This window comes from Rhizobium sp. P1_B8 (assembly GCF_056406515.1).
This window is the reverse complement of record NZ_JBFTZZ010000001.1, coordinates 669,251-695,121: the sequence shown is the minus strand read 5'-3', so window position 1 is coordinate 695,121 and position 25,871 is coordinate 669,251. Positions and strand designations below refer to the sequence as shown.

The window sequence follows — 25,871 nt, the reverse complement described above, 5'->3', positions numbered from 1 at the left end:
GCACAACACAGAAGGAAACGACGTATGAGCGAAATCATCCTGGTCACCGGCGCTGCCGGGCAGCTCGGCCAGCGTGTCATCCATCACCTCATCGAGACCTACAAGGTCGCCCCCGGCAACATCGTCGCGGCGACGCGCAGCCCGGAAAAGCTCTCCGAACTCGAAAAGAAGGGCGTCGTCACCCGCAAGGCCGATTTCGATGACGGGGCAGGGCTGGAGAAGGCTTTCGCCGGCGTCGACCGGCTGCTGATCATCAGCACCGATGCGCTGGACACTCCCGGCAAGCGCCTCGCCCAGCACAAGGGCGCCGTTGCAGCGGCCGTCAAGGCTGGCGTCAAGCACATCGCCTACACCTCGATGCCGGCGCCGGACGATTCGCTTGTCACCTTCGCGCCCGATCATCTCGGCAGCGAAAACGCCATCAAGGCAAGCGGCATCGCCCATACGATCATTCGCGACGCCTGGTATCACGACAATTACCTGCACGGCATGCCGCACAACCTGCAGGGCGGCAAATGGTATAGCGCCATGGGTGACGGCAAGATCTCGACGATCTCGCGTGACGACTGCGCGCTGGCGATCGCCGCAGCCCTTGCCTCCGGCACCTCGGAGAGCGTCACTTATACGCTGACCGGCGCGCAATCGCTGAACAACCGGCAGATCGCCGCCATCGTTTCCGATGTCGCCGGCAAGCCGTTAGAGGTGATCGACGTCAATGATGAGCAGCTCGGCCAGGGCATGCGCGGCGCCGGCCTTCCCGGTTTCGTCGCCGACATGCTGGTTTCGGCCGACGCCAACACCCGCGCCGGCAAGTTCGACATCGTCACCGAAGACTTCACCAAGCTGACCGGAAAACAGCCGCAGCCGCTGAAGGATTTCTTCGTCGAGCACAAGGCGGCTCTGACCGCCTGAGGCAACGCTTGTCGCCCCTGTCCTTTGCGTTTAACCTAAGGACAGGGGTGCAGTAGACACCGATCTTGACTGCAAAAAAGCTTCATTCCAGGTGCGCCATTCACGACGAAGAAGCCCCGCGGCTGGGTTCTGCAACAATAACGTGACCGAGGGACCGCTGGAGAATACCGCGCTGCTTCTCGACACGAGATCGCCCGACAGCTTCATGACGCGGGAAATAGCCGATCCTTAGAATTGCGAGACGAAGCGAGGCGGTTTTTCCCTAAGGTCCAGCCCGTATTCAAGCTCGGCCCGCATCCAGAGAACACCGCTTTCATAGGGATCGTCAGACATTGTCTCAGTTCGCGCGTCGGCGACATTGCTGTCAGGCCAGTTCTTGACGCACGCGACGTTCTCGCGTTTCCGCTCGTTCCGGTCGATCGCACACCATTCTCGTCTCTCGTCGAACGGAACCCATGCGAGACCATCCCGGAAACAGGTGATGGCGTGATATTTCGGCTCGACGACGATATTCCCGGCGGCATCCGCGATGCCCCAAAGCAAGGTTCCGTTCGAATTCCTGGAGACGCGCTGTCCGCCGTCTGGTTCGCAACGCAACTTTGATTGCCGATCCTCCCGGCGGCGCGGTTCGGCGACTTCACGTCCTGATGCGTCGATCCAAAACTTCCGCGCATCCTTCGATACCGCATAGGCGCCGGAATCGGGCTGCATCTCATCGAACTGGGGAGCGAGGGCCAGTACACCGCTGCTGTCCAGTATTCCCCACTTGCCGTCAACCTTGACGCTGGCATAGCCACCGCTGAAACCAAATTGGCTCTGAAATGACGGCGGATCGACAAACAGTTTGCCGTCCTGCTTGAGAAATCCCCATTTTCCATTGTACCGAACCGATACGGGGAATTCGCAAGTCATGTGCGTGTCGTCAAAGAGATACGAAACCGTCGGCTTTTCGTCCGCTCCGACGACCTGAATACGGTTGCCGCTGTGCATGAATTTGATGCCCGACGGACATGCCACCAGCACCTTCCCATCCTCCGGGTCGGGTACCACGTTTCCGGCCCGGTTGAGCCCAACCCACCGGCCATCGACCAATATTGTGGCCACATCACCGGAATCCGGCAGTCTCGCATCGTCGAACAGACGCCCGCCGAGCAACCGTCCCGCCTCATCAAGGAGGCCGGCTTTCTTGTCTTCGGCCACACGGTAAAAACCGTTTCGATAGCCCTGGATCCTAAACCGCTGTGGTGTGAGAATAGTTTGACCGTCCCGGTCGATCACGCCGCATTGAGTGGCGTCGGCCAGGCCATGTTGGGCGGACCGATCTTTGTGTCCGGCCGGCCGGCCATAACAGACAATTGCTCTTCCTCCATGGAGTTTAGCGACTGTTTCGAAGCGAGGCTCGATCTTCCAGGTTCCGTCGGGAGCAAGCAATCCGTATCGTTTATCTCCCGGTTGAGCGGCCCAGACGAAAGTACCGAAGTCGAATTCTTTAATGGCCAGTTCGTCCTTCAGGATCTTTCCCGAGAACAGATCGACGAGCAGATAGCGTGGATCGTCCCTCTCGAAGAGCAGTTCCCCGATCATGAAACGCGGGAAGCCAAAAGATTCCGGCACGATCGCTTTGCCGGGACGAACGAGTGCCGCGTCGGCCGCGAATGGGATGGCACGCGCGTAATTCGGCGGCAGTACAAGCTTTCCCGCCCTGTCGATGATTCCTGCCTTGTCACCGAGCACCACCTCGGCATGGCCTTTGCGAAATGCACGGGCAAGGTCGAACGCAGGCGCGATCACCATATCGCCACTCGAATTGATATAGCCGAATTTCCCCTCGGAGCGCACGGCGGCCAGCCCCTCCGAGAAAGGAAGTCCAACTTCGAACTTGCGATCGATCCGTGGTTCTAACGTCGCTCTGTCGATATAGCCGCAAAGAGCGTAGACGCCGCCGCACCTTTCCACCCATCTTTCCGGCCGGGGATCGGCGACCCCGGCTCCAACGGAGCAGAGCAAACACGCCCATGCCGCCGCGACAAACATAAATTGACGCGTAACAACTCTCATCCTAGCGCCCCCCGGTTGAAAGAACTAGGAGATGCTCGTGTGTTGGAAATATGGCCGGTCCGCAAGTCGGATGTCACGAACACAGGAATCCTGCGCCCTCATTCGCGGCACGAGAGACCCTTGCAGGGCAAGTTAGTCGCCGCCCAATACGCAGGAAGGAAACGATCTTCCTCAGATCGTCTGACCGCAGGCCCGGCAAAAGCGCCGCACCGTTTCCGCCATGCCGTATTCCAGCGCATCGGCGGTCAGCCCATGGCCGATCGAAACCTCGGCAAGAGCGGGAATGCGCTTCACCAGCGCCGGCAGGTTTTCCACTGTCAGATCATGGCCGGCATTGACGGCGAGGCCGATTGCGACGGCTGCATCCGCCGTCCGTCCAAGCGCTTCGAGGATCGGGCCTGCCCGCTCCGGCGCATCGAAGCAACCGCCATAGGGGCCAGTATAGAGTTCAATCCGATCGGCGCCGACCGCCTTGGCGATCTCAACCGCCTGTGCGTCCCCGTCACCATCGGCAAACAGCGACACCCGGCATCCCATCGTCTTCAGCCGCGCGACGGCATCGGTCAGGAACGCCTGGTGCTTGCGGAAATCCCAGCCGTGATCGGAGGTCGCCTGGGCGGGATCGTCAGGCACCAGCGTCACCTGCTCGGGTACCGCGCCGGCGCAGAGTTCGAAGAATTCCTCTGTGGGATAGCCCTCGATATTGAACTCGGTCTTGGGGAATTCGTCGTCGATCAGGTTGCGGATCACAGGCAGGTCGGAAAAGCGGATGTGCCGCTGGTCGGGGCGCGGATGCACCGTCAGCCCGCTCGCACCGGATTTCAGCGCGATACGCCCGAGCGCTTCGACGCTCGGCCAGGGCAGGTCGCGCCGGTTGCGCAGCATGGCGACGGCGTTGAGGTTCACGGAGAGCTTGGCGGGCATGGCGAGATCCATCGGTCACGGAAATGGGAGGCCTGCTTTTAAGCCAAGTGCTCCGCGATGGCCAACGAGATTCACAAATGGATGCGATGCCAATCGCTGATGGGCACCGAAATTACGCTGAGCATTTGCCGCACGCGTACCGCATATAGTAAATCCCGTCACCTTTGAAGAGGACCGCGAGATCCCGCAGTGCAGCACATGTTTTTGTGCAACACACCCAAGAACCCGGCAAAATATGCCGGTAAAGTTGCTATCCCATTTAAAAGAGATTATTTTTAGCACTTATAAAAAAGATCGTTCACGCATAACGTGGACATCGTATCGCGTAGAGTACGCCGCGTACTGCTTCTTTCCCACTGAGAAGAACGCCTAGAGGAAACCCCACTCGCCGCGCATGGGAAGCAACTGGCAAAACCGCATGAGGTGCAACAACATGCCCCAGGAGGGTTCATGCCAGACGGTTCCAAACGCCTGTTTGCCACCGCCGGTATCGCTTCGGAGGCCCGATCGAAATATCGGTTCCTGCCTTCGGCCGCGCTACCGCCGGATCTACCGGACGGTCCGGTGCCCATTGCCGACATGGCAAACGCATTCGGCGTCACACACAGGACACTGCATTTCTATGAAGAGAAAGGGTTGATTTCAGCCAACCGCATCGGTCTGATGCGGGTCTACGGACAGGACGACGTGATGCGCATGGCCGTGATCACGGTATGCCGCGATACAGGCATGCCAATCGCCGTCATCCAGGAACTGATGGACGAACTCCGCAACGCTGATTCGCAGGAAGCGGCCGAGACGATCTTCCGCGAGGCCCTGCAGGTGCGCAAGCGCGAACTGACGGCCGAGATGTCGACGCTGCACCGCCAGCTCCAGCAGGTCGGCGACCTCCTGGATTACGACGGCAGCATCGAGGAGCCGCCGCTGAACGACAATCAGGACAGTGCAAGCCTGACCCCGCAGGAGCGGCGTTGCCTGGAACTGATGGCTGAGGGTTATTCCACCCAGCGCATCGCCCGGGCGCTCGACCTGAAACATGACGAAACCCGTGACCTGGAGGCCGGAATCATCCTGAAATTCCGCGCTAACAACCGCTTCCAGGCCATCGCCAAGGCAGTTCTGCTCGGCATCGTGCAGGCCTGAATCACGCCCCCGACGGCCGCCACCGTCTCCTCTTTCTTCTGCCCGATCAGCAGATACGATCTGGTCGCGGGTGCGACCGGGATCACGAGTGTGATCGAGATCCCGGATGTGATCGAGTCAGCGGACGATCGTCAGCGTCTCCGCCGCGCGCGTGATCGCAGTGTAAAGCCAGCGTTCCCGGGTATCGCGAAACGCCCAGCTCTCGTCGAAGAGCACGACATCATTCCATTGCGAACCCTGCGCCTTGTGAACGGTTAGCGCATAGCCGTAGTCGAACTCGTCATAGCGTTTGCGGGTGTTCCAGGGAATCTCACCTTCGACATCCTCGAACGCCTGTTTCAGCAGCTTGATCTTGGCAGCCCCCCGGTCCATGTCATCGTCTTCGGGGCGGACGAGCAGATTGATGCCGGGCTTCGTTGTTTCCTTGGATGAGGTCATCACCTGCCAGAGAGAACCGTTGAGCAGGCCCTTGGCCGGATCGTTCCGCAGGCAGACGAGCTTGTCGCCGGTCTGGGGATAATCGGCATTGAAGCCTTTCAGCTCGCGCAGGCGCTGATTGTAGCGCCGACGCGTCCTATTGGTGCCGACGAGCACCTGATCGGCGTCGAGGACCAGTTGCTGCGTCACCTCGTTCTTCGAGATCACCTTGGCCGTGCCGTAGTCACCGTACATTACCTCATTGCCTTCGCGCACCTGCATGGCGAGCTTGATGATCGGATTGTCGCGCGCCTGGCGGTGGATATCGGTGAGCAGGTAGTCCGGCTCCTGATTTGTGAAGTAGCCGCCACCGGTGACCGGCGGCAGCTGGCCGGGATCGCCGAGCACCAGGATCGGCGTGCCGAAGCTCATCAGATCCTTGCCGAGCGCCTCGTCGACCATCGAGCATTCGTCGACGATGATCAGCGCCGCCCTCGCGACCGGGCTCTGCCGGTTGATCGAAAACATCGGCGCGATCGAGGTCTTGCCTGTTTCCTCGTCTTCCACCGCCTCCTCGCCGCGCGGCCGATAGATCAGCGAATGGATCGTCCGGGCGTTGGAGGCGCCGCGCGAGCGCAGCACCTGCGCCGCCTTGCCGGTAAAGGCGGCAAACAGCACGTCGCCATCGACATTCTCGGCGAAATGCTTGGCAAGCGTCGTCTTCCCTGTCCCGGCGTAGCCGAACAGGCGAAAGAGCGGCGAGCGCCCTTCCTTCAGCCATTTCGAAACAGCCTTCAGGGCTTCGTCTTGTTGCGGCGCAAATTGCATGATCGCAGGACTTGGCAGGATTCGCGGCCTTTAGGCAAGGCGGAAACTGGCGAGGCAAGGCCAATGACGGCAAATCCGCCCGGCGCCAAACCCGCTGCAGCTTCCACCGTGCACGATAAGCCGCCGGCCGACAGTCATCCCTCCCACCGCCGGCCCGCGCTGCTCGCGCACATTGACGGGTCCTGCCCGATGGCATCGGTCAGAAAGTCCAGAACCGCTTTGACGCGCAACGGTATGTTTCTTCGTGAGGGATAGACGACATAGATCGGCAGCCGGGTCGGTTGAAAGTCGTTCATGACAGGGATCAGCCGACCGGCGACGATATCCGGCACGGCGACGATGTGGGAGAGCACCGCCAGGCCTGCGCCGGCAAGGGCCGCCCTGTGAATAGCGACGGCGCTGCACGCGGTCAGCCGCGGCGAGATCCTGACGGATATGTCTTCCGAGCCGTTCGAGAACGACCATGAACAGGCATCGCCGGCTCTGCTGTAGCACAGGCATTCATGGTCCTTGATGTCCTTCGGCGTCCTCGGAGACGCCTTGCGCGCGAGATAGGCGGGCGAGGCGACGAGGAATGCCGTCGTCCAGCCGATCCGCCGGCAAACGAGGCTGCTGTCTGCGACGGAACCCAGACGCACTTCGACGTCGAGGCGTTCCTCGATCATATCGGAGCTTTGTTCCCTGAGGAGCAGTTCCACAGAGAGTTTCGGATGGGCGGCAAGAAGATCGCCGAGCCGTTCGCTGAGATAGAGGCCGAGCGGCGCGGGAACGCTCAGCCTCACCTTTCCCGAAGCCACGGCTCCATCCGATCCGGCGGCATCGCCAAGCTCCTCCACGGCTTCGAGAATCCGGAGCGCCATCGGCAGCATGCGCTCCCCCTCCGCCGTCAGCGACAGGCCGCTCGTCGTGCGATGCAGGAGGCGGATGTTGAAATGGCCCTCGAGGGCCGCGACCTGTCGCGAGACCGCCGGCTGCGTCACATCGAGATCGTGCGCCGCCGCCGAAAACGAGCCCGTCTCGACGACGCGCTGAAAGGTCCGCAATGCCGAAACGATATCCATCCCTGCCCCCTCATACTTCTGCGCATAGGCTTTATGCCGCCAGACTAAGCGAGAATGGCTTTACAGTCCAGCAATTAAGGATATCTTTTATCCATAAAGATATCTAATATCCTTAATTAGAGGAGAAATGACATGACCCAGCGATTGAACTACGCCCAGCAGTCCCCCGAGCTTTTCAAGAAGTTCATGGAATTCAGCATGGCTCTGCGCAGCAGCGTGATCGACGAGAAGCTGCAGGCCCTCGTCGAAATCCGCGCCTCGCAGATCAATGGATGCGGCTTTTGCCTCGACATGCATGTCAAGCAGGCAAAGATCCACGGCGAGACCGAACTGCGTCTCTATCACGTCGCCATCTGGCGGGAATCGAACCTGTTCGTTCCCCGCGAGCGTGCGGCCCTTGCCTGGACTGAAGCGCTGACGAACCTTCCCGAGGGCGGCATTCCAGACGAGATTTACGAACGGGTTCGCGGCCAGCTTTCCGAGAAGGAAATCTCGGACCTGACCTTTGTCGTCATGGCCATCAATGCCTGGAACCGTGTCAATGTCGGTTTCAAGACCGTGCCCGGCACGGCCGACAAGGCCTACGGCCTCGATAAGGCCGGCCTGAACTAAACCGCGCAATTCCTTGAGAAGATTCACCTTTGACGCTGCCGCACCCCGGCGGCGAACGGAGATCCATTATGAAAATCGTTGTCATCGGCGGAACCGGCCTCATCGGTTCGAAGACTGTCGAACGCCTGCGCAAGCGCGGACATGACGTGATTGCCGCATCGCCGAACTCCGGCGTCAACACAATCACCGGGGAAGGATTGGCGGAGGCGCTCTCAGGCGCCGAAGTTGTGCTCGACCTCGCCAATTCGCCGTCCTTCGAAGACAAGGCCGTGCTCGAATTCTTCGAGACCTCGGGCCGCAATCTTCTCGCCGCCGAAAAACTCGCCGGCGTCAGGCACCATATCGCCCTCTCCGTCGTCGGCACCGAGCGTCTGCAGGAAAGCGGCTATTTCCGCGGCAAGCTCGCTCAGGAAAAGCTGATCAAGGCATCGGGCATTCCCTATACCATCGTGCATTCGACGCAGTTCATGGAATTCCTCGGCGGCATCGCCCAATCGGGGACGGTCGGCCAGACGGTCCGCCTGTCGCCGGCCTATGTGCAGCCCATCGTTTCCGACGACGTCGCCGATGTCATGGCGGATGTGGCTCTCGCACCGCCCGCCAATGCGACGATCGAGATATCAGGTCCGGAACGGGCGCGCCTCAGCGAACTCGTCGCCCGGTATCTGAAGGCCATGAAGGACCCGCGCACCGTCGAGGCCGATGCCGAGGCGAAATATTTCGGCGCGAGACTCAACGATCAGTCGCTCGTTTCCGACAACAACCCGCGGCTCGGCTCGATCACCTTCGAGCAGTGGTTCGCAAAGTCCGCCCAGCCAAAGTGATCCGACTTGCCCTGAGGACGCGGCCACTCGGGCGCATCCTGCCCCACCCTGCAACCATGGAGATTCCGATGATCAGAACATCATTCCTCGCCGGTGCGCTCGCCCTTCTGGCAGCCACGGGCGCTAGCGCCGATGAGGGCAGCAAAGCTGCCAAGGTGACGCTCGTCTATGAACACGAACTTCCAAACGTACCGGGCAAGAGCATCAAGGGCGTGCTGGTCGAGTACGGCCCAGGCGGCTTCTCCGAAGGCCACACCCATCCCGATACGGCCTTCATCTACGCCACCGTGCTCGAAGGAGCGATCCGCAGCCAGGTCAACGACGGCCCCGTCAAGGTCTATCATGCCGGAGAGAGCTTCTCCGAAATGCCGGGCGACCGCCATGGTGTCAGCGCCAACGGCAGCAAAACGAAGCCAGCCCGCTTGCTCGCCGTCTTTGTCGTCGATACCAAGCAGAAAGAGTTGACCTATCCGCTCAAGAAGTGATGATCCGCATTACAGCGCCGCGCGTCTTTCAGACGCGCAAAGGACGCTGTAACACTTTCAACCCTCGCATCGTGCTTTCCAAAAACCGGTTCCGATTTTCGGGCCGATGCGATACCGCCTGCGCAAGCCCCGATGCTTGCGCGGGCGGTCTAGATGCTGAATCATGGGCGGCTCGCCCCATTCCGGAGACAGAGAGATGATTGACGACGCGCTCTTCGGTAAACCTCTGATATCCCTCATTACGATAGGTTTGGCCGGTATCGTCGTCTGGCATCTTCTCTCCCGCCAACGGCCGACGACGCGACTGGTGGTGCAAATCCTCTTCTTCGCGATGATGACGTTGATCCTCGTCGTCAGCGGCATCGAACCACACCGGTTTCAAGGATATGAGTCCGAGGATCCGCAGGCTTTGCTCGTCATCGTCGCGAAATCGCTCTGGTGGATCCATCTGGCATGGGCCGTCATCGGTTTCATCAGGCTGTATCTGGTGCTGGAGGGCAGTCCGCGAGAGGCCCGCCTGCTCCAGGATCTCGTCATCGGCGTCGTCTATATCGGCATGGCCCTGTCAGTTCTGGCCTTCGTCTTCGGCGTGCCGATCGGCACGCTCGTCGCGACCTCGGGCGTCGTCGCCATTATTCTCGGCCTGGCGCTCCAGAACACGCTCGCCGACGTCTTCTCCGGCATCGCGTTGACGCTCGGCCGGCCCTACATCATCGGCGACTGGATCCTTCTCAGCGACGGTACGGAGGGGCGCGTCGTCGAAAGCAACTGGCGCGCGACACACATCCTGACCAGCGCAAACAATGTCGTCGTTCTGCCGAACAGTTTTCTGGCAAAGCTCGGCCTGACGAATGTAAGCCGGCCGGACGAGACCCATCTCCTGGTCCTCACTATCCGCATCGCTCCGACGCGGATGCCGGCATCAGTCCGGCACGTCATGGCAACGGCGCTGGCGAGCTGCAATTCGATCGTGCGCGAGCCGCCGCCGGTCGTGGCGCTCAAGGGGCTGGATGCCACGGCGCTGGAGGTCGAGCTGCAGTTCCGGGTGACGAGCCCGAGCCAACGGGTGACAGCACGAAACGAGGTGCTCGATCTCGTCTATCGTCACTGCAAATCGGCCGGACTGCTTTTGGCTGTTCCGGCCGCGGCCTCAGTCCTGACGGGCGATCTGCCGACCGAAGAAAGCGCACGACCGCCCCGTGTAACGCCGCTCGAACTGATCGAGGCCATTCCGATCTTTGCGACGCTGACATCAGATGAAAAGCAGAAACTCGCCGAGACCACGGCCGTGCGGGAATTCCGCAAGGGCGATGTCCTCGTGCGGGAGGGCGAAATGCTCCCGTCGCTGATGATGGTGCGGGCGGGCATCATCGCGGCGCGGCACGGAGATGAGGAGCGCGGGCGGCTCGCGCCGGGTGATTTTTTCGGAGAGACCGGCCTGCTCGCGGGCATGCAGGAAGCCTGCACCCTGGAAGCTCTGACCTCCGTGACCGCGTATGAGATCGATCAAGAGGCCTTCGCGCCGCTGCTAAGCGAACGCCCGGCGCTGGCGGAAGAAGTCGCCGACCATCTCGCCAGCCGCGCCGAGCGTTTCCGCAACGGCGCCTCCTTGCCCCCGGAACATGCCCGCAGTGCGCATGCCATCCTGAAGACCATCAGGACCATCTTCAAGGCGTAGAGATCGGCACCCCCGCTCAGCCGGCGCGCTTGAGCACCCATTCGAACGTGCTCCGCCAAATGTCGGCCGGCACTTCCTCGGACAAGGTGCCGACCAGATCGGAAAGCCGGACGCGCCTCAGCGTATCCCGCCAGGCCTCGTCGGCCTCCCACATGATGCGCGCGACCGCGCATGGCTTGCTGTCGCAGTATCCTTCCGGCCGGCAGGGATTGTTCGCCCGGATGTTCGTACAGGTGAAGCTGCGGGCCTTCCCCTCGACCGCCTCGACGATCTCGAGAAAATTGATATCCGAGGGGGTCTTGGCAAGCCTGTAGCCGCCACTCGGGCCGAGCGTGGTCTCGACAAGCGATGCCTGCGAAAGGCTTTGCAGTGCTTTGGAGAGATATTCCTTCGGCAGACCATGAAGCTCGGCGAGCGCCTTGGTGGAAAGATACCTGCCCTCTGGCAGGCCCGCGAGAATGGCGCAGCAGTGAAGCGCCCACTCGACCTGGCTTTTCAGGATCATTCAGCAACTCGTGTGATGGCTGGCTCTGCCAATGGAATTAAGGACATATCATATCCGAAAACCGACACGATGTAAATGAGCCGCAAAAGCAGCGTGTTGTTGCCTGAACGGCGATGCGGGCTCCGATCTCCACTCAGCCCGCGTTCTCATCCTCTCCCCGCGCCTGCTCATTTTCAATTCCGGCGATCAGCTTGCGCAGCAGCGCAGCGAGCGCCTCGCGCTCCTTTCCGTCAAGAGCCTGCAGAAAAGAAGCTTCGCTCGCCATGTCGGTGCGGAAAGCCTTTTCGGCGAGTGCCGCACCCGCTTCGCTCAATGCCACTAGCACGCTGCGCCCATCGCGTGGTGATTTCTCCCGGCGGATCAGCCCCGCCTTCTCCAGCCGGTCAAGCCTGTGGGTCAGGCCTCCCGAGGAGATCATCAGCGCCGAATACATCTCCGTCGGCGTCAGCCGGTAAGGCGTTCCGGAACGGCGAAGCGTTGCAATCACGTCGAATTCGCCACGGTCGAGGCCAAAATCGGCAAAGGTCGCCTCGATGCTGGGGCGCACCAGGTTCGACAACCGAAAGGCCCGCCCCAGGATCGCCATCGGCTCCGTGTCGAGGTCCGGCAGTTCCACCGCCCATTGCCGGCGCAGCCGGTCGACATGGTCATCCCCAGGGCGGTCCTCGTCCCCCGGGCGGTCGCGGTCCCCTTCAGTTCCATTCATCATTCTCTGCCTCATATCAACACAAGCGAGACATACACCTTCCACGCGAGTCACGGAAGATATCTTGACAAGAAGATAGTTTTAAGAATATATCTTCTCGAGAAGATAGTTTTGTATTCATAGACAGAACGAGCGGGAGGCACGTGATGTTCAGGATTCTTCGCCACCAGGAAGTGCGACCCAATCACAGCCGCACTGTCCGATTCGAAGGCCGCGACTATGGCGGCGAGATATCGCTCTTCCTCGTCGACAACGAGCCCGGCCAGGGGCCCGACCTGCACGTCCATCCCTATTCCGAGACATGGGCGGTCAGGAAGGGTGAAGCCGAGTTCACCGTGGGCGACGCCAAAACCCGCGCCTTTCCAGGCGATATCGTCGTCGTAGCCGCCAACATTCCCCACCGTTTCGAGAATGTCGGCACGGGACGGCTCGAAATCGTCTGCATTCATGCCAGCGATACGATCGTGCAGGAGTTTGTGTGAGAAGAAACCGTCGCCCCGAAAGGGGAAGGAAGAGGAGGAAACTGCCATGCCCAAGATGATCTTCGTGAACCTGCCGGTGAAAGACCTTGCCGCTTCCACCCGCTTCTATGAAGCGATCGGGTGCAGCAAGAATGAACAGTTCAGCGATCACCAGGCGTCGAACATGGTCTGGTCCGAAGCGATTATCTTCCACTTGCTGACGCGCGATTTCTTCGCGAGTTTCACGCCGAAACCCGTTGCCGAAGCGCAGAAGACGAGCGAGATGCTGATCGCGCTGACGATAGACAGCCGTGAAGAGGTGGACGCCATCGTCGAGGCGGCCGGAGTGGCCGGCGGCAAGGCCGATCCGCGCGCGCCGACGGACATGGGCTGGCTCTATAATCGCGCCTTCGAGGATCCCGATGGCCATATATTCGAAGCAGTGTGGGTCGACATGGCGGCGGCTGCGGCCGCCACCGGAGAATAGCCGGCAAGGCGCCGGGCGCGATGTGCGCGACGAAACCGGCTTCGGCCTACCACGCCCGCCATCAAAACTTTTCCGGCGCTATGGAATAAAACCGCCTCGCCTCGTGTCTCATCTCAGGTATCGCAAGACTGCGTGCCCAATCTGAGGAGAGACACCATGAAATCCTTGAAATTTCTGTCCGTCGTGGCGGCTGCCACCTTTGCCGCGACCGCTGCTCTCGCCGCGCCTCCTGTCAAAACAGTCGAATCCGAAAAGGGCAAGGTGCTTGCCGGCGAAAACGGCATGACGCTCTACACCTTCAAGAAGGACGTCAAGGGCGTTTCCAATTGCAACGACGACTGCGCCAAGAACTGGCCGCCGCTGATGGCCGCTGGTGATGCCAAGGCCGATGGTGCATATTCGATCGTCGATCGCAAGGATGGCACGAAACAATGGGCCAAGGACGGCATGCCGCTCTATTTCTGGGTCAAGGACAAGAAGGCCGGCGACATCACCGGCGATGGCGTCGGCGGCAACTGGGATCTTGCCAAACCTTGATCGCGAAGACCCCGACCACAAGAAAGCTGCCGGCGTGAAAACACCCGCACCCGAAACCTTCGAGGGCCAGATCCTGGCCCTCCTGCCCTCGCTCAGGCGCTATTCGCGCAGCCTGACACGCTCGGATACCGATGGCGAGGATCTGCTCCAGGATTGCGTCGAGAAGGTTCTCACGCGCCGCGGCCAATGGCGCGGCCTCAACCTGCGCGGCTGGGTCCTGACCATCATGACCAATCTCTACCGCAACGGCCGACGCGGCAAGGCGCGCGACGGCCTCGTCGAGCTTGACGCCGCAGAGGATCTGGCCGCGTCCGAACCGCCGGCCGATCCGATGGAGCGCGCCCGCCTGGATGATGCGCTGAACAGCCTTTCAGAGGAGCACCGCGCCGTGCTGATGCTCGTGGTCATCGAAGGATACACCTATGGCGAGGTCGCCGCCGCGCTCGATATCCCGATCGGCACCGTCATGTCCCGCCTGTCACGCGCCCGCCGGCGCGTCGCCGAGCGATTGAAGGCCGACAACATAATTACGCTTCGGAGACCGAAATGAACGAGACCAATCCGAGCGTCACCGAAGCCGACCTCCACGCCTATGCCGACGGCCAACTGCCGGAAACGGCGCGCGCCCGCATCGAGGCCTTCCTGGCCGACAATCCCGACGAGGCGGCGATGCTCGCCGAATGGCAGGCGCAGAATGGGGCCATCCGGTCGCTGTTTGCCGGTTATGAGAAGGCGAAGGACACCGATCCTCTGCTCGTCGCCCCCCCGCGCGCCGTCTCATCTGGGCAGAAACGCTGGGCGATCGCCGCATCAGCCCTCCTCGTCTTCACGCTCGGCGCCGTCAGCGGCCATTATGGCCCGGCACTTCTGGAAAAGCCGGAGCTGCAGCTTGCCGGCTCCGAAACCCTGCCGAAACAGGCTGAGACCGCCTTCACGGTCTATGCCGCCGAGGTTCGCCACCCCGTCGAGGTCTTCGCAAACGAGGAGGCTCATCTTGCCACCTGGCTCGGCAAGCGTCTGGCAATCCAGAATCTCAAGATCCCGAACCTGCAGCCGCTCGGCTTCAAGCTGGTTGGCGGCCGCTTGCTGCCGGTCGATGGCCGGCCAGGCGCCATGTTCATGTACGAGAACCAGGCTGGCGAGCGCCTGACTGTCCTGGTTGGCCGCAACACGGAAAATAGCACGACGAGCTTCCGCTTCGCCTCATCAGGCAATATCGAGACCTTTTACTGGATCGACGGCGAACTCGGTTATGCCGTCACCGGCGAAATCTCCCGCGAGACGCTGCGGGAGGTAGCAGAAGAGTGCTACAAGCAATTCCCGTCGTGAGGATCAGCGTGAGGGATCGTTGCCGAGCTCGATCGGCCGGCCGTGCGGCGTCGCTTCCGCCGCCCGCTGCCAACTCTGTTGCAGTGCCTGGATCGTATCCGCATCGGCGATGCCGCGGTTGACGATGAGGTCCGAGAGAGCAGCCACCCAGCAGTCAAAATAGTCGCTGCCATCTTCGGCCCGGCCAGGCTTGTGCAGTTGCGCGGAAAGCGTTTCAGCCCATTCGCTCCAACTGAAGAGGCCTTTTGCGTGCAGGTGCACGGTCATGGCAAAAGCTTCCGCCGCCCACGGCTCGGGAAAAACCGGCTCGCCCTTCGGCGACCTCGGCAGCCCGGACGATTGCATCAACGGCGATGTCTCATGCCGGCTCAAGATAGCCCTCCCAGGCATCGATCGACACCGTCAGCGTTGGATCGGCATCCTCGCCCCAGATCTCCGCACCGTCGAAAACGACCGTATAGAGCCATTGCGGGTTCTCGCCCTTGCCATGCGCATTGTCGTCGGGAAAGACGAACGAACCCTGCACCGCCTCGACCACACCGGTCCTGGCGCGGGCATAACGCGGCAGGCGCGTATGCGTCGCCGGATTGAAGTTCTTCGTCCTCACCGCCTCACCGACCACGAAGAACGGCGCGGTCTCGACAGGACGATCACAAGGCCCGCCCTTCGCCAGCACGGCGGGCACCATGTCCGCCTTCAGCACGCGTTTTGGAACCGCTCCTGCCTGCTGCGCATGACCAGACAGCAATTCCGCACGCGTCGCAAAGCCATGCCGTTCGATCAGCTTGTCGATGCCGCGGATCCAGATCTCGTAATAGCTGGCGGCGAGGTAATCGGCCGGCGGAATATTCTCGCGCGCATGCCGGCTTTCATCGATCGTCCATGCGCCGAAAGCGCCGCAGGAAAGCGTGATGCCGAGTGCCCGCTTTTCCCAATCGGCATGGAAATAGGGCTCGTCCTTTTCGGGCGCGACAGGCCCGAAGCCCATCTGCCCGCCGAGATCGTGCGGTCCGTTCATGTGGCGCTCTCCGACTTGCGGGCAACGGCCGTGCCGATCATCGCATCGCGGCTGACGAGATCGGCAAGCGACTGCTCGTCCATGCCTTCCGTACCTTCGGGCCGCTCGGGAATGACGAGGTAACGCAGCTCCGCCGTCGAATCCCAAACGCGGATCTTCTGGTTCTCAGGCAGCATCAGCCCGAATTCGGCCAGCACGCCGCGCGGATCGATGACGGCGCGCGAGCGATAGGCCGGCGCTTTGTACCAGACCGGCGGCAGGCCGAGCACCGACCAGGGATAACAGGAGCAAAGCGTGCAGACGACGAGGTTATGGGTCTCGGCCGTGTTGAAGACGGCACGCATGTGCTCGCCCTGCCGGCCGGTGTAACCGAGGCTTGATATCGCCGCCGTCGCATCGCGCTTCAGCCAGTCGGCGAAATCGGCATCGCTCCAAGCCCTGGCGACGACATGGGCGCCGTTTCTCGGTCCCACCTTGGTCTCGTAGGTATCGACGATCGCATCGATCGCCGCCGGATCGATCAGCCCCTTCTCCGTCAGCAGCGTTTCCAACGCCTTCACGCGCGCCTGCATGTCGGAATAATGATTGTCATGATCGTGCCCATGGGCGTGCTCATCTGCGTGAGCGTGGTCGTCGTCATGGTCGTGCAAAGCGATGCCCTCCCGAAACTGCCCGCTCTTTCTAACATATGCCGCAGGCCCGCCAAGCCCTTCTATGTCTCATCCGCTTTTCCGCTAATCTCCTGCCATGAACATCCTGATTCTCGGCGCAACCGGCTTCATAGGCTCCGTCGTCGCGGCCCGGCTCGTTGCCGACGGCCACGTCGTAACCGGGCTCGGCCGCAATCCCGTACGTGCCCGTTTGAAACAGCCGGCGATCGACTGGCGGCGCGCAGATCTATCGCGCATGACGAAACCCGCGGATTGGGACGATATCCTCAAGGAACAGCATGTCGTCGTCAATTGCGCCGGCGCCCTGCAGGACGGCATGTCGGACGATCTGGCGGCCACCCAGGCAGCGGCGATGCTGGCGCTCTATGCTGCAGCAAAGTGCTCGTCGCGCCCGCTCATTGTGCAGATATCGGCAAGGACGGCAGGAGCGGCCGGCGACCTTCCCTTTCTCGCCACGAAGCGCCGCGCCGACGAGGCGCTCGCGGCAAGCGGCCTGCCTTACCTCATCCTGCGCCCTGCCCTCGTGCTCGGCCGCAATGCCCATGGCGGCTCGGCGCTGCTACGGGCGCTTGCCGCCTTTCCCCTGGTGCTGCCACTGATCCATGCCGAAAGCCCGGTCGAAACACTTTCGGTGGACGATGTGGCGGAAGCCGTGTCGCGGGCAGTCTCCGGCGGCCTTCCTTCAAAGGATATCGATCTCGCCGCCAATGAAGTCCTGACGCTCGCCGATCTCGTTCACCTGCACCGGCAGTGGTTGGGCCTGCCGCCCGCCCGCGTCTTCGCCCTGCCCCCCCTGGCTGGCCAGGCCAGTGACGTGGCTGGCCGATCTATCGGGCCTGCTCGGCTGGCGTTCGCCGCTGCGTTCGACAGCGCTGACAGTGATGTCGGAAGGCGTGCAAAGCTCGAAAGCAGGAAGCGGCCTCGTCGCGACACCCGCGGCCGCAGCGCTCTCGGCCAATCCCTCCGGCGTCCAGGATCTCTGGTTTGCCCGGCTCTATCTCCTGAAGCCACTCGTCATATCGGGCCTATCCGTCTTCTGGCTGCTGTCCGGTCTGATCCCGCTGCTGGCACTGGAGAAGACGTCTGCTCACTTCTTGCCGTTCATGCCTCAGGCCTCGGCAACGGCGCTGACGCTTGCGACCTGCCTGACCGATGTCGTCCTCGGTGCCGCCGTCCTTGTCCGTCCCCTGGCGAAACGCGCCCTTCTCGGCATGCTTGGTGTATCGCTCGCCTATCTCGCCGGCGCCAGCCTGCTCGAAACCGCGCTCTGGCTTGATCCGCTCGGCCCCCTCGTCAAGGTGCTGCCGTCGATCCTGTTGACGCTCGTAGCCCTTGCCACCCTGGATGAACGCTGATGCTTGAAGAATGGCTGCTGCTCGCCCATGTCATTGGCGCGACCGTACTCTTCGGCACCGGCGCCGGCATCGCCTTCTTCATGGTGATGGCGCACCGGACGCGCGATCCCAGACTGATTGCCCATGTCGCCGGCACCGTCGTCATCGCCGACACGATCTTCACCGCGACCGCGGCCATCCTCCAGCCGGTGACCGGCTATCTGCTGGCCCGATCGATCGGCTGGGACCTGTCGGAGGGCTGGATTGCGCTGTCGCTGCTGCTCTATGTCGTCACCGGCCTGTTCTGGCTGCCGGTCGTCTGGATCCAGATCCGGCTGCGCGACCTCGCCCGCGCCGCAGCAGCGGCGGGAAAAGCCCTGCCGCCAGCCTATTTCAGCCTCTACCGCATCTGGTTTGCTTTTGGATTTCCAGCCTTCTCAGCCGTCCTCGGCATTTTCTGGCTGATGCTGACAAAACCGGCGATCACTCTATTTTAGCATCGGCCAGAGGCTTAGCACCAAGAGTATCGCCATGCTGATATTGAACCACTTCAACCGCACCGGATCGGAAAGCCATTCCCGCAGCGCCGAGCCGAAGCCTGCCCAGGTCGAAACGCTGGGCACATTGACCGCCGCGAAGGCGAGACCGACGATCAGCACGCTCACGAGGTAGAGTTGCGGATTGGTATAGGTCGCCATCGCCGTGACCGCCATCACCCAGGCTTTCGGATTGACCCACTGGAAGGCAGCGGCCGACAGGAAGGACATCGGCTCGACGCCGCTCCTGCCTTCGCTGAGCGAGCGCGACGAGGCGATCTTCCAGGCGATCCAGACGAGATAGGCGCCGCCCGCAAATTTCAGCGCGGTATAGACCACAGGCACCGTGTGCAGCAGCGCGCCGAGCCCAAGGCCGACGCCGATGAGCAGCGAGAAGAAACCGACGCCGATGCCGAACATATGCGGGATCGTCCTGCGGAAGCCGAAATTCACGCCCGATGCGAAGAGCATCATATTGTTCGGCCCCGACGTGATCGAGGTCGTGAAGGCGAACAGAACGAGGGCGAGAAATGTATCCAGTGGCATGCGACCTCCCGAAGCCAGCTTTTCCGCGGCCTGTTTATTTAGGTCAGCCTAACTGTCCTAAACCGGCGATACCATCGCATCATTGTCATGGTGACAGGATTACTTGAAAGATGGCGACCCGGCCCAATCTCTTGCCGACTGCATAATTCCTTAAATCGGCATCGATTTAAGGATAAAATCATGCAGCAATTCAAAGTGCTACAGCGTCCATCTCAAGGACGCGCGGCGCTGTAGGAAGAAACCCATGCAGAACGACCCGATTCCATCGATCACATTTCCGAACGGCACTGAGGTGCCGGCGCTCGGCCAGGGCACCTGGGCCATGGGCGAGGATGCCGGCCATGCCAAGGCCGAGATCGAAAGCCTCAAGGCCGGCATCGATCTCGGCATGACGTTGATCGACACCGCCGAAATGTACGGCGACGGCGGCGCCGAGGAGATCGTCGGTCAGGCGATCAGGGGACGGCGCGACGAGGTCTTCATCGTCAGCAAAGTCTATCCCTGGAATGCCAGCCTGAAAGGCACGGTCGAAGCCTGCGAGCGCAGTCTCGAACGGCTGGGCACCGACTGCATCGATCTCTATCTGTTGCACTGGCGCGGCAACTATCCGCTCACTGAGACCGTCACGGCCTTCGAAACGTTGAAGGCATCGGGCAAGATCGGCGCTTGGGGCGTCTCTAACTTCGACACCGACGACATGGAGGAACTGCTTAGAGTGCCCGACGGCGCCAATGTCGCCGCCAACCAGGTGCTCTATAACCTTTCCCGCCGGGGCATCGAATTCGATCTGCTGCCCTGGTGCCAGAGCCGCGGCATTCCCGTCATGGCCTATTCCCCGATCGAACAGGGCAATATCCTGCACCATCCCGAACTGATCCGCATCGCCAAGGCCTATCAGGCGACACCCGCCCAGCTGGCGCTCGCCTTCCTGCTGGAACGCGACGGCGTCATCGTCATCCCGAAGACCTCGAATGCCGAACGCGCGGCAGAAAACCGCGACTGCGTCTCGCTCGATATCACCGACGACGACTGGGATGCGCTCGACGCCGCCTTTCCGCCGCCTACAAAGAAAAAACCGCTGGAGATGCTCTGACCTTCAGCGGCTTTCCCAATGATTACAGCATCTGCCTTACATGCCCGGCCTGTAATCTTTACATGCCCTGCACGCCGCGATTCATCGCCGCGATACCGGTACGGCAGACCTCGATGAGGCCAAGCGGCTTCATGATCGCCACGAACTGGTCGATCTTCGACGATTTGCCGGTGATCTCCAGAATGAAGTGACCGACCGTCGCATCCACCACCTTGGCATGGAAGGCATCGGCAAGGCGCAGGGTCTCGGCGCGCATCTCGCCCTCGCCGATCACCTTGATCAGTGCCACTTCGCGCTCGATCGGCCGGTCCTGGCCGAGTTCGCGGGCGCGCACCGTCAGGTCGACGACGCGATGCACCGGCACGATGCGTTCCAGCTGCGCCTTGATCTGCTCCAGCACCTGCGGCGTGCCGCGTGTGACGACGGTGATGCGGGAAAGATGCGCCTGATGCTCGGTCTCAGAGACCGTCAGGCTCTCGATATTGTAGCCGCGGCCGGAAAACAGGCCGATGACCCGGGCAAGAACCCCCGGTTCGTTGTCGACGAGAACCGAAAGCGTGTGGCTTTCGACGGCCGCCGTTTCCGGCGAAATGAAGTAAGCGGAGCCCGTGGGCTGTAGGTGAGCGTTCATGTCCTTGGTCCCTTCCCTTATTAGACGAGCGCGCGGCCCTTGGCGTCGATCGCATTGGCGACCGCTTCGTCGGTGGCCTCGTCCGGCAGCAGCATTTCGTTATGGGCCTTGCCCGAGGGGATCATCGGGAAGCAATTGGCGAGATTGGCGACGCGGCAATCGAAGATGACAGGCTTTCTGACCTCGATCATCTCCAGAATGGTGTCATCGAGCGCATCCGGCTTTTCGCAGCGCAGGCCGACGGCGCCATAGGCCTCCGCCAGCTTGACGAAGTCGGGCATCGCCTCGGTATAGGAGTTCGACAGGCGGTTGCCATGCAGCAGCTGCTGCCACTGGCGCACCATGCCCATATACTGGTTATTCATGATGAAGATCTTGATCGGCGCATCGTGCTGGATCGCCGCCGACATTTCCTGGATGCACATCTGGATCGAGGCATCGCCGGCAATGTCGATGACGAGGCTGTCGGGATGGGCGATCTGCACGCCAAGCGCCGCCGGCAGGCCGTAGCCCATCGTGCCGAGGCCGCCCGAGGTCATCCAGCGGTTCGGCTGCTCGAAACCGAAGAACTGCGCCGCCCACATCTGGTGCTGGCCGACCTCGGTGGTGATGTAGGTATCGCGGTCCTTGGTGTGGGCGAAGAGCCGCTCCAGCGCATATTGCGGCATGATGACGTCATTGCTCTTCGTATAGGCGAAGGAGTTGCGTGCCCGCCAGCGGGCGATATCGGTCCACCAGTCGTCCAGGCGACCCTTTTCCGGCTTCTTCGGCAGCGCCCGCCACAGGCGGACCATGTCTTCGAGGACATGGCCGACATCGCCGCGGATGCCGATATCGACGCGGACATTCTTGTTGATCGAGGATGGATCGATATCGATATGGATCTTCTTCGAGTTCGGCGAAAAGGCATTGAGACGGCCGGTGATGCGGTCGTCAAAACGGGCGCCGATGCAGACCATGACGTCGCAGTCATGCATCGCCATGTTGGCCTCGTAGGAGCCGTGCATGCCGAGCATCTTCAGCCAGTTCTTGCCGGAAGCCGGATAGGCACCGAGGCCCATCAGCGTCGAGGTGATCGGGAAATCGGTGAGCTCGACCAGCTCACGCAGCAGCTTGGAAGCCTCGGGGCCGGAATTGACGACGCCGCCGCCGGAATAGATGACTGGACGGCGCGCATTCGCCATCAGCTCGATCGCCGCATGGATCTGGTTGAGGTCGCCCTGGATCTTCGGCTGGTAGCTCTTCTGGATCGTGTAGTCGGCGGGCGGCGTGTAGGTACCGGTCGCAAACTGCACGTCCTTCGGAATATCGACGACGACAGGTCCCGGACGGCCGGACTGGGCGATGCGGAAGGCCTCGTGAATGACGGCGGCGAGCTCGTTGACGTCCTTGACCAGCCAGTTGTGCTTGGTGCAGGGCCGGGTGATGCCGACCGTGTCACATTCCTGGAAAGCGTCGGAGCCAATCAGCGAGGTTGGAACCTGGCCGGTCAGGCAGACGAGCGGGATCGAATCCATCAGCGCATCCTGCAGCGGTGTGACGGCATTGGTGGCGCCCGGACCCGAGGTCACCAGCATGACGCCGACCTTGCCGGTGGAGCGGGCGTAACCTTCGGCCGCATGGCCTGCCCCCTGCTCGTGGCGGACGAGGATGTGCTTGACATCCTCCTGCTGGAAGATCTCGTCATAGATCGGCAGGACCGCGCCGCCGGGATAGCCGAAGATATGTTCGACGCCGTTGTCCTTCAGCGCCTTGAGAACGATCTCCGCTCCCGTCATCCGATTGCCTGCCGCCTGATTGTCCGTGCTCATCTGTCTGTTCCGTTTGATGCTGGGATTGCGTTTGTGGCCGGAAGCCCGAATTTCGGGCATAAAAAAAGGCCCCGGAGGAGCCTGTCATCTAGCGCATGGGTGGCTATCGCCGGATGGTTACACCATCCTGCCCATGCGCTTTCCCACCACGATAAGAGCCGTTGCGATTTTCATGGTCGGAAGTGATAGACAGAAAATTTCGCAGCGTCAACGCATGCCGCAATAAAAAACTCCCGGCTCCCCGCATCCCTAAAATCCATGGCCGGAAGGATTTGTTAAAGGAAGGGCTTTATTCTCGCTTCCCATTGCAGGAGTAGGCCCTTTGCTTAACAACGACTTGCACGCGCCTGGTAAGGCGGGTGAACAGGATCGCCGCGATGGCCATACACCGGGGAACCGCTTTCTCGGCCGCGTCGTTGCATGCAGCGGTTCGCGGGCGACCATCGCCGCCGTCGCCGAACAGGGCGGCACCGATCTGACGGAACTGTGGTCCGTGGGCCGGTTGATTTCGATCAGCGTCGGCCGCAACCGCGTCGTCGCCCTCGTCTATCAGATGAACACCGGCAGCCATGCCTGGGGCGAAGGCGAAGACAATACGTTCAGAATCGAGACGGAACTGCTCGGCGAAGTCCGTGTCGACGAGGACGGGCGCGAGGAATTCTCGACCGGCATCTCGCGTTATCCCTATCTCGGCGCCATCGCCCACCGCATCCGATCCGCCGACCTGATGCGCATCTACGACGCCGGCGAGGGTACGACCGCCGTTGTCGGCAAGCTGACGCAGGACGAAAGCATCGATGCGGCGATCCACATCCCCTCAATGCTCTCCAAGCATTTCGCCGTCGTCGGTTCCACCGGCGTCGGCAAGTCGACGGCCGTGTCGCTGCTCCTGCACAAGGCGATCTCGGCGGATCCGAAGCTGCGCGTGCTGATCCTCGATCCGCATAATGAATTCGCTGCCGCCTTTCCCGAGCACGCCGTCACCATCGATACCGATACGCTCGACCTGCCCTTCTGGTTGATGCGGCTGGAGGAATTTGCCGAGGTCGTGTTTCGCGGCCGCCCGCCGGTGCCCGAAGAGCTCGACATGTTGCGCGATATCCTGCCGGAGGCCAAACGCGCCTTCCGCGGCAGCGACAACTCGCTGGTGCGCCGCACGACCGAAAAGAGTTCGATCACCGCCGATACGCCGGTCCCCTACCGTATGGCCGATTTGCTGGCGTTGATCGACGAGCGCATCGGCCGCTTGGAAGGCCGCTCGGAAAAGCCCTTCCTGCGGTCGCTGAAGATGCGCCTCATCGCTGCGATCAACGATCCGCGCTATCACTTCATGTTCTCCAACAACACGATCAGCGACACGATCACCGAAACCATCGCGCAGATCTTCCGCATCCCCGGCGAGAACCGGCCGATCTGCACCTTCCAGCTTGCCGGCATCCCCTCAGAAGTCGTCAATTCGGTCGCCTCCGTGCTCTGCCGCATGGCCTTCGAGGTGGCGCTGTGGAGCGAGGGCGCCATCCACATGCTCGTCGTCTGCGAGGAAGCGCACCGCTACATCCCCTCCGATCCGAGCCTCGGCTTCGTGCCGACGCGCCAGGCGATCGCCCGCATCGCCAAGGAAGGCCGCAAATACGGCGTCTCGCTCGGCATCATCACCCAGCGGCCGGGCGAACTCGACCAGACGATCCTGTCGCAGTGTTCGACGCTCTTTGCCATGCGCCTCGCCAACGACCGAGACCAGGAAATCATCCGCTCGGCCATTCCGAATTCGTCGATCTCGACGACGAGCTTCATCTCCTCGATCGGCAACGGCGAGGCGATCGCTTTCGGCGAGGCGATCAGCGTGCCGATGCGCATGCGCTTTTCCCGCGTCGACGAAAACCTCCTGCCGAAGGCCAGCAGCGCCAACAGCAAGCAGAGCGAGGAAGATCCGGATACGGTCGATCTGCGCAAGATCGTCACCCGCATGCGGGCGGTGACGGTCGGACCCGACATTTCGAATTTTCAGCAGAGCTATGCCGCGTCCGTGGCAAGCTTGGACGAGGCTGATGCGGCCGACGAGGATCTCGACGCCAAGCCGTGCGCGCCGCCCGCCTCCTCCGCTGCACCGCTCGAAACCTATCGGCGGGAACTGCTGCCGCAAACGCCGCGGCTGGACCCGGCTGCGGTGCCGGCGATCGATCCCCGGTTGGACGCGCTGCGTCGCGAAATGCGCCGCGAGGAGCCGGTCTTTCCCCGGCCGGCACCCGCGACGGATCAGCCTGCGATCTCCCGCCGCGAGCCCGGCACGTCGCTGCGCGAAAGCATTTTGAAAAAACCGCTGAGCAGCCTTTACAACAAGGAATAAGCCTTCCACTCGCTCTCCAGTGCGATCAGAGGCTCGACGGCCTCGAGTACACGCTGCCGATCCATCGGTCCGAGCGGCAAGAGAGGGCGTGGGAGCTCGGCCTTGGCGAGCGAGAGAAGGTCGATCAGCGTATAGATCACGCGAAGGCTTCCGAACGCCTTGAACGTTTGCCAGAGCGGCTGGAGAAGATCATCGAGCCGACGCACTTCGCCGTCCTCGCCTGCAATCGCGGCCTTGGTCAGGGTAAAAGCGACGCGCGGAAGCAATCCGCCGATGACGCTGTACCAGGCGTCGGCACCTGAAAGCAGCGCTTCGCCAGCGCCCCAGTCGCCGCTATAGCCGATCGCAAGCTTGCTCTTCTCACGCAATGCCGCCAGTTCGCCTGCGAAATCGCCGTCAACTGGCAGAGGCATCTTCACCGCCCTGATCGTCTCGATGTCCGACAGGCGCTGCAGAAGATCCCGGCTGACGGTGAAGTGGGTCGTGCCGGGATTGTTGTAAATGCAAAGCGGCAGCTTCGCCGCCTGCGTGACGGCAAGGAAATGCTGATAGGCCTCCTCCTGAGTAAGCGGCGTGTAGGACACCGGCGCAAGCAGGAGCGCGTCAGCACCAGCGGCCTCGGCATCCCTCGCCAGGGCCTGGGCGTGGTCTGTCCTCAGAGCACCGACACCGACGACGATCGGAACACGACCGCGCACGCACTCGACCGCGGCCTCGACGGCTCGCCGTCGCTCCTCACGTGTGAGAAAGGCGTAGATCCCGGTGCTGCCAAGAAGGCCTATCGAAGCGACGCCGGCATCACACAGGCGTTCCAGCAGGCGGCAGAGGGCTTCCGTGTCGACCCGGCCACCCCTATCGGCAGGCGTTGGCGGAAAGGCCGAAAGTCCATGAAACGGAGAAGCAACAGACATGATGCG

The 25,871-nt window shown here is 61.8% G+C and carries 27 protein-coding genes and 1 pseudogene; 15 read left to right on the top strand and 13 right to left on the bottom strand.

Features of this window, described 5'->3' with window-relative positions; all coding sequences use genetic code 11:
* Window positions 1-24: 24 nt before the first annotated feature.
* Complete coding sequence (locus AC1D2N_RS03280; RefSeq protein ID WP_130729235.1) at window positions 25-912, top strand: SDR family oxidoreductase; 888 nt, start codon at window positions 25-27, stop codon at window positions 910-912.
* A gap of 228 nt (window positions 913-1,140) precedes the next feature.
* Here AC1D2N_RS03280 and AC1D2N_RS03275 read toward each other — a convergent pair whose 3' ends face one another.
* A complete protein-coding gene (locus tag AC1D2N_RS03275) occupies window positions 1,141-2,970 on the bottom strand; it encodes a WG repeat-containing protein (protein ID WP_245493215.1) in 1,830 nt (609 codons plus the stop codon).
* A 171-nt stretch (window positions 2,971-3,141) separates the two neighbouring features.
* The gene (locus tag AC1D2N_RS03270; RefSeq protein ID WP_130729236.1) at window positions 3,142-3,894 is read right to left on the bottom strand and encodes a pyridoxine 5'-phosphate synthase; all 753 of its coding nucleotides are present in this window, start codon (window positions 3,892-3,894) and stop codon (window positions 3,142-3,144) included.
* A 450-nt stretch (window positions 3,895-4,344) separates the two neighbouring features.
* Here AC1D2N_RS03270 and AC1D2N_RS03265 point away from each other — a divergent pair, with 450 nt between their 5' ends.
* Window positions 4,345-5,037 carry a MerR family transcriptional regulator gene (locus AC1D2N_RS03265; protein WP_018074217.1) on the top strand — a complete coding sequence of 231 codons (693 nt, stop codon included), beginning with the start codon at window positions 4,345-4,347 and terminating at the stop codon, window positions 5,035-5,037.
* A 117-nt stretch (window positions 5,038-5,154) separates the two neighbouring features.
* Here the strand turns inward: AC1D2N_RS03265 and AC1D2N_RS03260 are convergent, their stop codons facing one another.
* Both AC1D2N_RS03260 and AC1D2N_RS03255 read right to left on the bottom strand, forming a co-directional pair.
* On the bottom strand, window positions 5,155-6,282 hold the full coding sequence (locus AC1D2N_RS03260) for an ATP-dependent DNA helicase (protein WP_130729237.1): 1,128 nt from the start codon (window positions 6,280-6,282) through the stop codon (window positions 5,155-5,157).
* A gap of 134 nt (window positions 6,283-6,416) precedes the next feature.
* Window positions 6,417-7,343 carry a LysR family transcriptional regulator gene (locus tag AC1D2N_RS03255; protein ID WP_130729238.1) on the bottom strand — a complete coding sequence of 309 codons (927 nt, stop codon included), beginning with the start codon at window positions 7,341-7,343 and terminating at the stop codon, window positions 6,417-6,419.
* A 132-nt stretch (window positions 7,344-7,475) separates the two neighbouring features.
* Here AC1D2N_RS03255 and AC1D2N_RS03250 point away from each other — a divergent pair, with 132 nt between their 5' ends.
* The 4 genes from AC1D2N_RS03250 (at window position 7,476) to AC1D2N_RS03235 (ending at window position 10,942) form a co-directional block, all read left to right on the top strand.
* On the top strand, window positions 7,476-7,955 hold the full coding sequence (locus tag AC1D2N_RS03250; protein WP_018242786.1) for a carboxymuconolactone decarboxylase family protein: 480 nt from the start codon (window positions 7,476-7,478) through the stop codon (window positions 7,953-7,955).
* A 68-nt stretch (window positions 7,956-8,023) separates the two neighbouring features.
* Window positions 8,024-8,779 (top strand): SDR family oxidoreductase, encoded by a 756-nt coding sequence (locus AC1D2N_RS03245; protein WP_130652736.1) that lies wholly within the window; start codon window positions 8,024-8,026, stop codon window positions 8,777-8,779.
* 68 nt (window positions 8,780-8,847) lie between these two features.
* Window positions 8,848-9,264, top strand: a complete 417-nt coding sequence (locus AC1D2N_RS03240; protein ID WP_018242788.1) for a cupin domain-containing protein — start codon at window positions 8,848-8,850, stop codon at window positions 9,262-9,264.
* Between the two features lie 196 nt (window positions 9,265-9,460).
* A complete protein-coding gene (locus AC1D2N_RS03235) occupies window positions 9,461-10,942 on the top strand; it encodes a mechanosensitive ion channel family protein (protein ID WP_018242789.1) in 1,482 nt (493 codons plus the stop codon).
* A 16-nt stretch (window positions 10,943-10,958) separates the two neighbouring features.
* Here the strand turns inward: AC1D2N_RS03235 and AC1D2N_RS03230 are convergent, their stop codons facing one another.
* The gene (locus tag AC1D2N_RS03230) at window positions 10,959-11,447 is read right to left on the bottom strand and encodes an RrF2 family transcriptional regulator (protein ID WP_012758212.1); all 489 of its coding nucleotides are present in this window, start codon (window positions 11,445-11,447) and stop codon (window positions 10,959-10,961) included.
* Between the two features lie 133 nt (window positions 11,448-11,580).
* Window positions 11,581-12,156, bottom strand: coding sequence for a MarR family winged helix-turn-helix transcriptional regulator (locus AC1D2N_RS03225; protein ID WP_018242790.1), 576 nt, complete (start codon window positions 12,154-12,156; stop codon window positions 11,581-11,583).
* A gap of 143 nt (window positions 12,157-12,299) precedes the next feature.
* Here AC1D2N_RS03225 and AC1D2N_RS03220 point away from each other — a divergent pair, with 143 nt between their 5' ends.
* The 5 genes from AC1D2N_RS03220 (at window position 12,300) to AC1D2N_RS03200 (ending at window position 14,967) form a co-directional block, all read left to right on the top strand.
* Window positions 12,300-12,635, top strand: a complete 336-nt coding sequence (locus AC1D2N_RS03220; protein ID WP_032980482.1) for a cupin domain-containing protein — start codon at window positions 12,300-12,302, stop codon at window positions 12,633-12,635.
* A 46-nt stretch (window positions 12,636-12,681) separates the two neighbouring features.
* Window positions 12,682-13,101, top strand: a complete 420-nt coding sequence (locus AC1D2N_RS03215; RefSeq protein WP_477980704.1) for a VOC family protein — start codon at window positions 12,682-12,684, stop codon at window positions 13,099-13,101.
* Between the two features lie 156 nt (window positions 13,102-13,257).
* Complete coding sequence (locus AC1D2N_RS03210) at window positions 13,258-13,638, top strand: COG4315 family predicted lipoprotein (protein WP_130729239.1); 381 nt, start codon at window positions 13,258-13,260, stop codon at window positions 13,636-13,638.
* A gap of 34 nt (window positions 13,639-13,672) precedes the next feature.
* The gene (locus AC1D2N_RS03205; protein ID WP_028732800.1) at window positions 13,673-14,188 is read left to right on the top strand and encodes an RNA polymerase sigma factor; all 516 of its coding nucleotides are present in this window, start codon (window positions 13,673-13,675) and stop codon (window positions 14,186-14,188) included.
* Window positions 14,185-14,967, top strand: a complete 783-nt coding sequence (locus AC1D2N_RS03200; RefSeq protein ID WP_130729240.1) for an anti-sigma factor family protein — start codon at window positions 14,185-14,187, stop codon at window positions 14,965-14,967. Before AC1D2N_RS03205 ends, AC1D2N_RS03200 begins: the two co-directional genes overlap by 4 nt.
* A 3-nt stretch (window positions 14,968-14,970) precedes the next feature.
* Here the strand turns inward: AC1D2N_RS03200 and AC1D2N_RS03195 are convergent, their stop codons facing one another.
* The 3 genes from AC1D2N_RS03195 to nthA are packed head-to-tail and all read right to left on the bottom strand — an operon-like array spanning window position 14,971 to window position 16,635.
* Complete coding sequence (locus tag AC1D2N_RS03195; RefSeq protein ID WP_018242796.1) at window positions 14,971-15,339, bottom strand: nitrile hydratase accessory protein; 369 nt, start codon at window positions 15,337-15,339, stop codon at window positions 14,971-14,973.
* Complete coding sequence (gene nthB / locus AC1D2N_RS03190; RefSeq protein WP_130729241.1) at window positions 15,326-15,985, bottom strand: nitrile hydratase subunit beta; 660 nt, start codon at window positions 15,983-15,985, stop codon at window positions 15,326-15,328. The genes AC1D2N_RS03195 and nthB overlap by 14 nt, the downstream gene beginning before the upstream one ends.
* Entirely contained in the window at window positions 15,982-16,635 is a 654-nt protein-coding gene (gene nthA, locus AC1D2N_RS03185; protein WP_130729242.1) for a nitrile hydratase subunit alpha, read from the bottom strand. Before nthA ends, nthB begins: the two co-directional genes overlap by 4 nt.
* A gap of 97 nt (window positions 16,636-16,732) precedes the next feature.
* Between nthA and AC1D2N_RS03180 the strand changes: the two are divergent.
* Both AC1D2N_RS03180 and AC1D2N_RS03175 read left to right on the top strand, forming a co-directional pair.
* Window positions 16,733-18,011, top strand: a pseudogene (locus AC1D2N_RS03180) (SDR family oxidoreductase).
* Window positions 18,011-18,487: a DUF2269 family protein gene (locus tag AC1D2N_RS03175; protein WP_115157213.1), complete on the top strand. Its 477-nt coding sequence runs from the start codon at window positions 18,011-18,013 to the stop codon at window positions 18,485-18,487. Before AC1D2N_RS03180 ends, AC1D2N_RS03175 begins: the two are co-directional and overlap by 1 nt.
* Here AC1D2N_RS03175 and AC1D2N_RS03170 read toward each other — a convergent pair.
* Window positions 18,479-19,072, bottom strand: coding sequence for a LysE family translocator (locus AC1D2N_RS03170; protein WP_130729243.1), 594 nt, complete (start codon window positions 19,070-19,072; stop codon window positions 18,479-18,481). The genes AC1D2N_RS03175 and AC1D2N_RS03170 overlap by 9 nt on opposite strands.
* 244 nt (window positions 19,073-19,316) lie before the next feature.
* On the opposite strand from AC1D2N_RS03170, the gene AC1D2N_RS03165 reads away from it, so the two are divergent.
* A complete protein-coding gene (locus AC1D2N_RS03165; RefSeq protein ID WP_130652745.1) occupies window positions 19,317-20,165 on the top strand; it encodes an aldo/keto reductase in 849 nt (282 codons plus the stop codon).
* A 58-nt stretch (window positions 20,166-20,223) separates the two neighbouring features.
* Here the strand turns inward: AC1D2N_RS03165 and ilvN are convergent, their stop codons facing one another.
* Together ilvN and AC1D2N_RS03155 are read right to left on the bottom strand one after the other, a co-directional pair.
* Window positions 20,224-20,796: an acetolactate synthase small subunit gene (ilvN, locus tag AC1D2N_RS03160; protein ID WP_003541288.1), complete on the bottom strand. Its 573-nt coding sequence runs from the start codon at window positions 20,794-20,796 to the stop codon at window positions 20,224-20,226.
* Window positions 20,797-20,816: 20 nt separating this feature from the next.
* Window positions 20,817-22,607, bottom strand: a complete 1,791-nt coding sequence (locus AC1D2N_RS03155; protein ID WP_028732805.1) for an acetolactate synthase 3 large subunit — start codon at window positions 22,605-22,607, stop codon at window positions 20,817-20,819.
* A gap of 322 nt (window positions 22,608-22,929) precedes the next feature.
* On the opposite strand from AC1D2N_RS03155, the gene AC1D2N_RS03150 reads away from it, so the two are divergent.
* Window positions 22,930-24,954, top strand: coding sequence for an ATP-binding protein (locus AC1D2N_RS03150; RefSeq protein ID WP_130729244.1), 2,025 nt, complete (start codon window positions 22,930-22,932; stop codon window positions 24,952-24,954).
* Here AC1D2N_RS03150 and AC1D2N_RS03145 read toward each other — a convergent pair.
* Window positions 24,939-25,865, bottom strand: a complete 927-nt coding sequence (locus AC1D2N_RS03145; RefSeq protein ID WP_130729245.1) for a dihydrodipicolinate synthase family protein — start codon at window positions 25,863-25,865, stop codon at window positions 24,939-24,941. The genes AC1D2N_RS03150 and AC1D2N_RS03145 overlap by 16 nt on opposite strands.
* Between the last annotated feature and the right edge of the window lie 6 nt (window positions 25,866-25,871).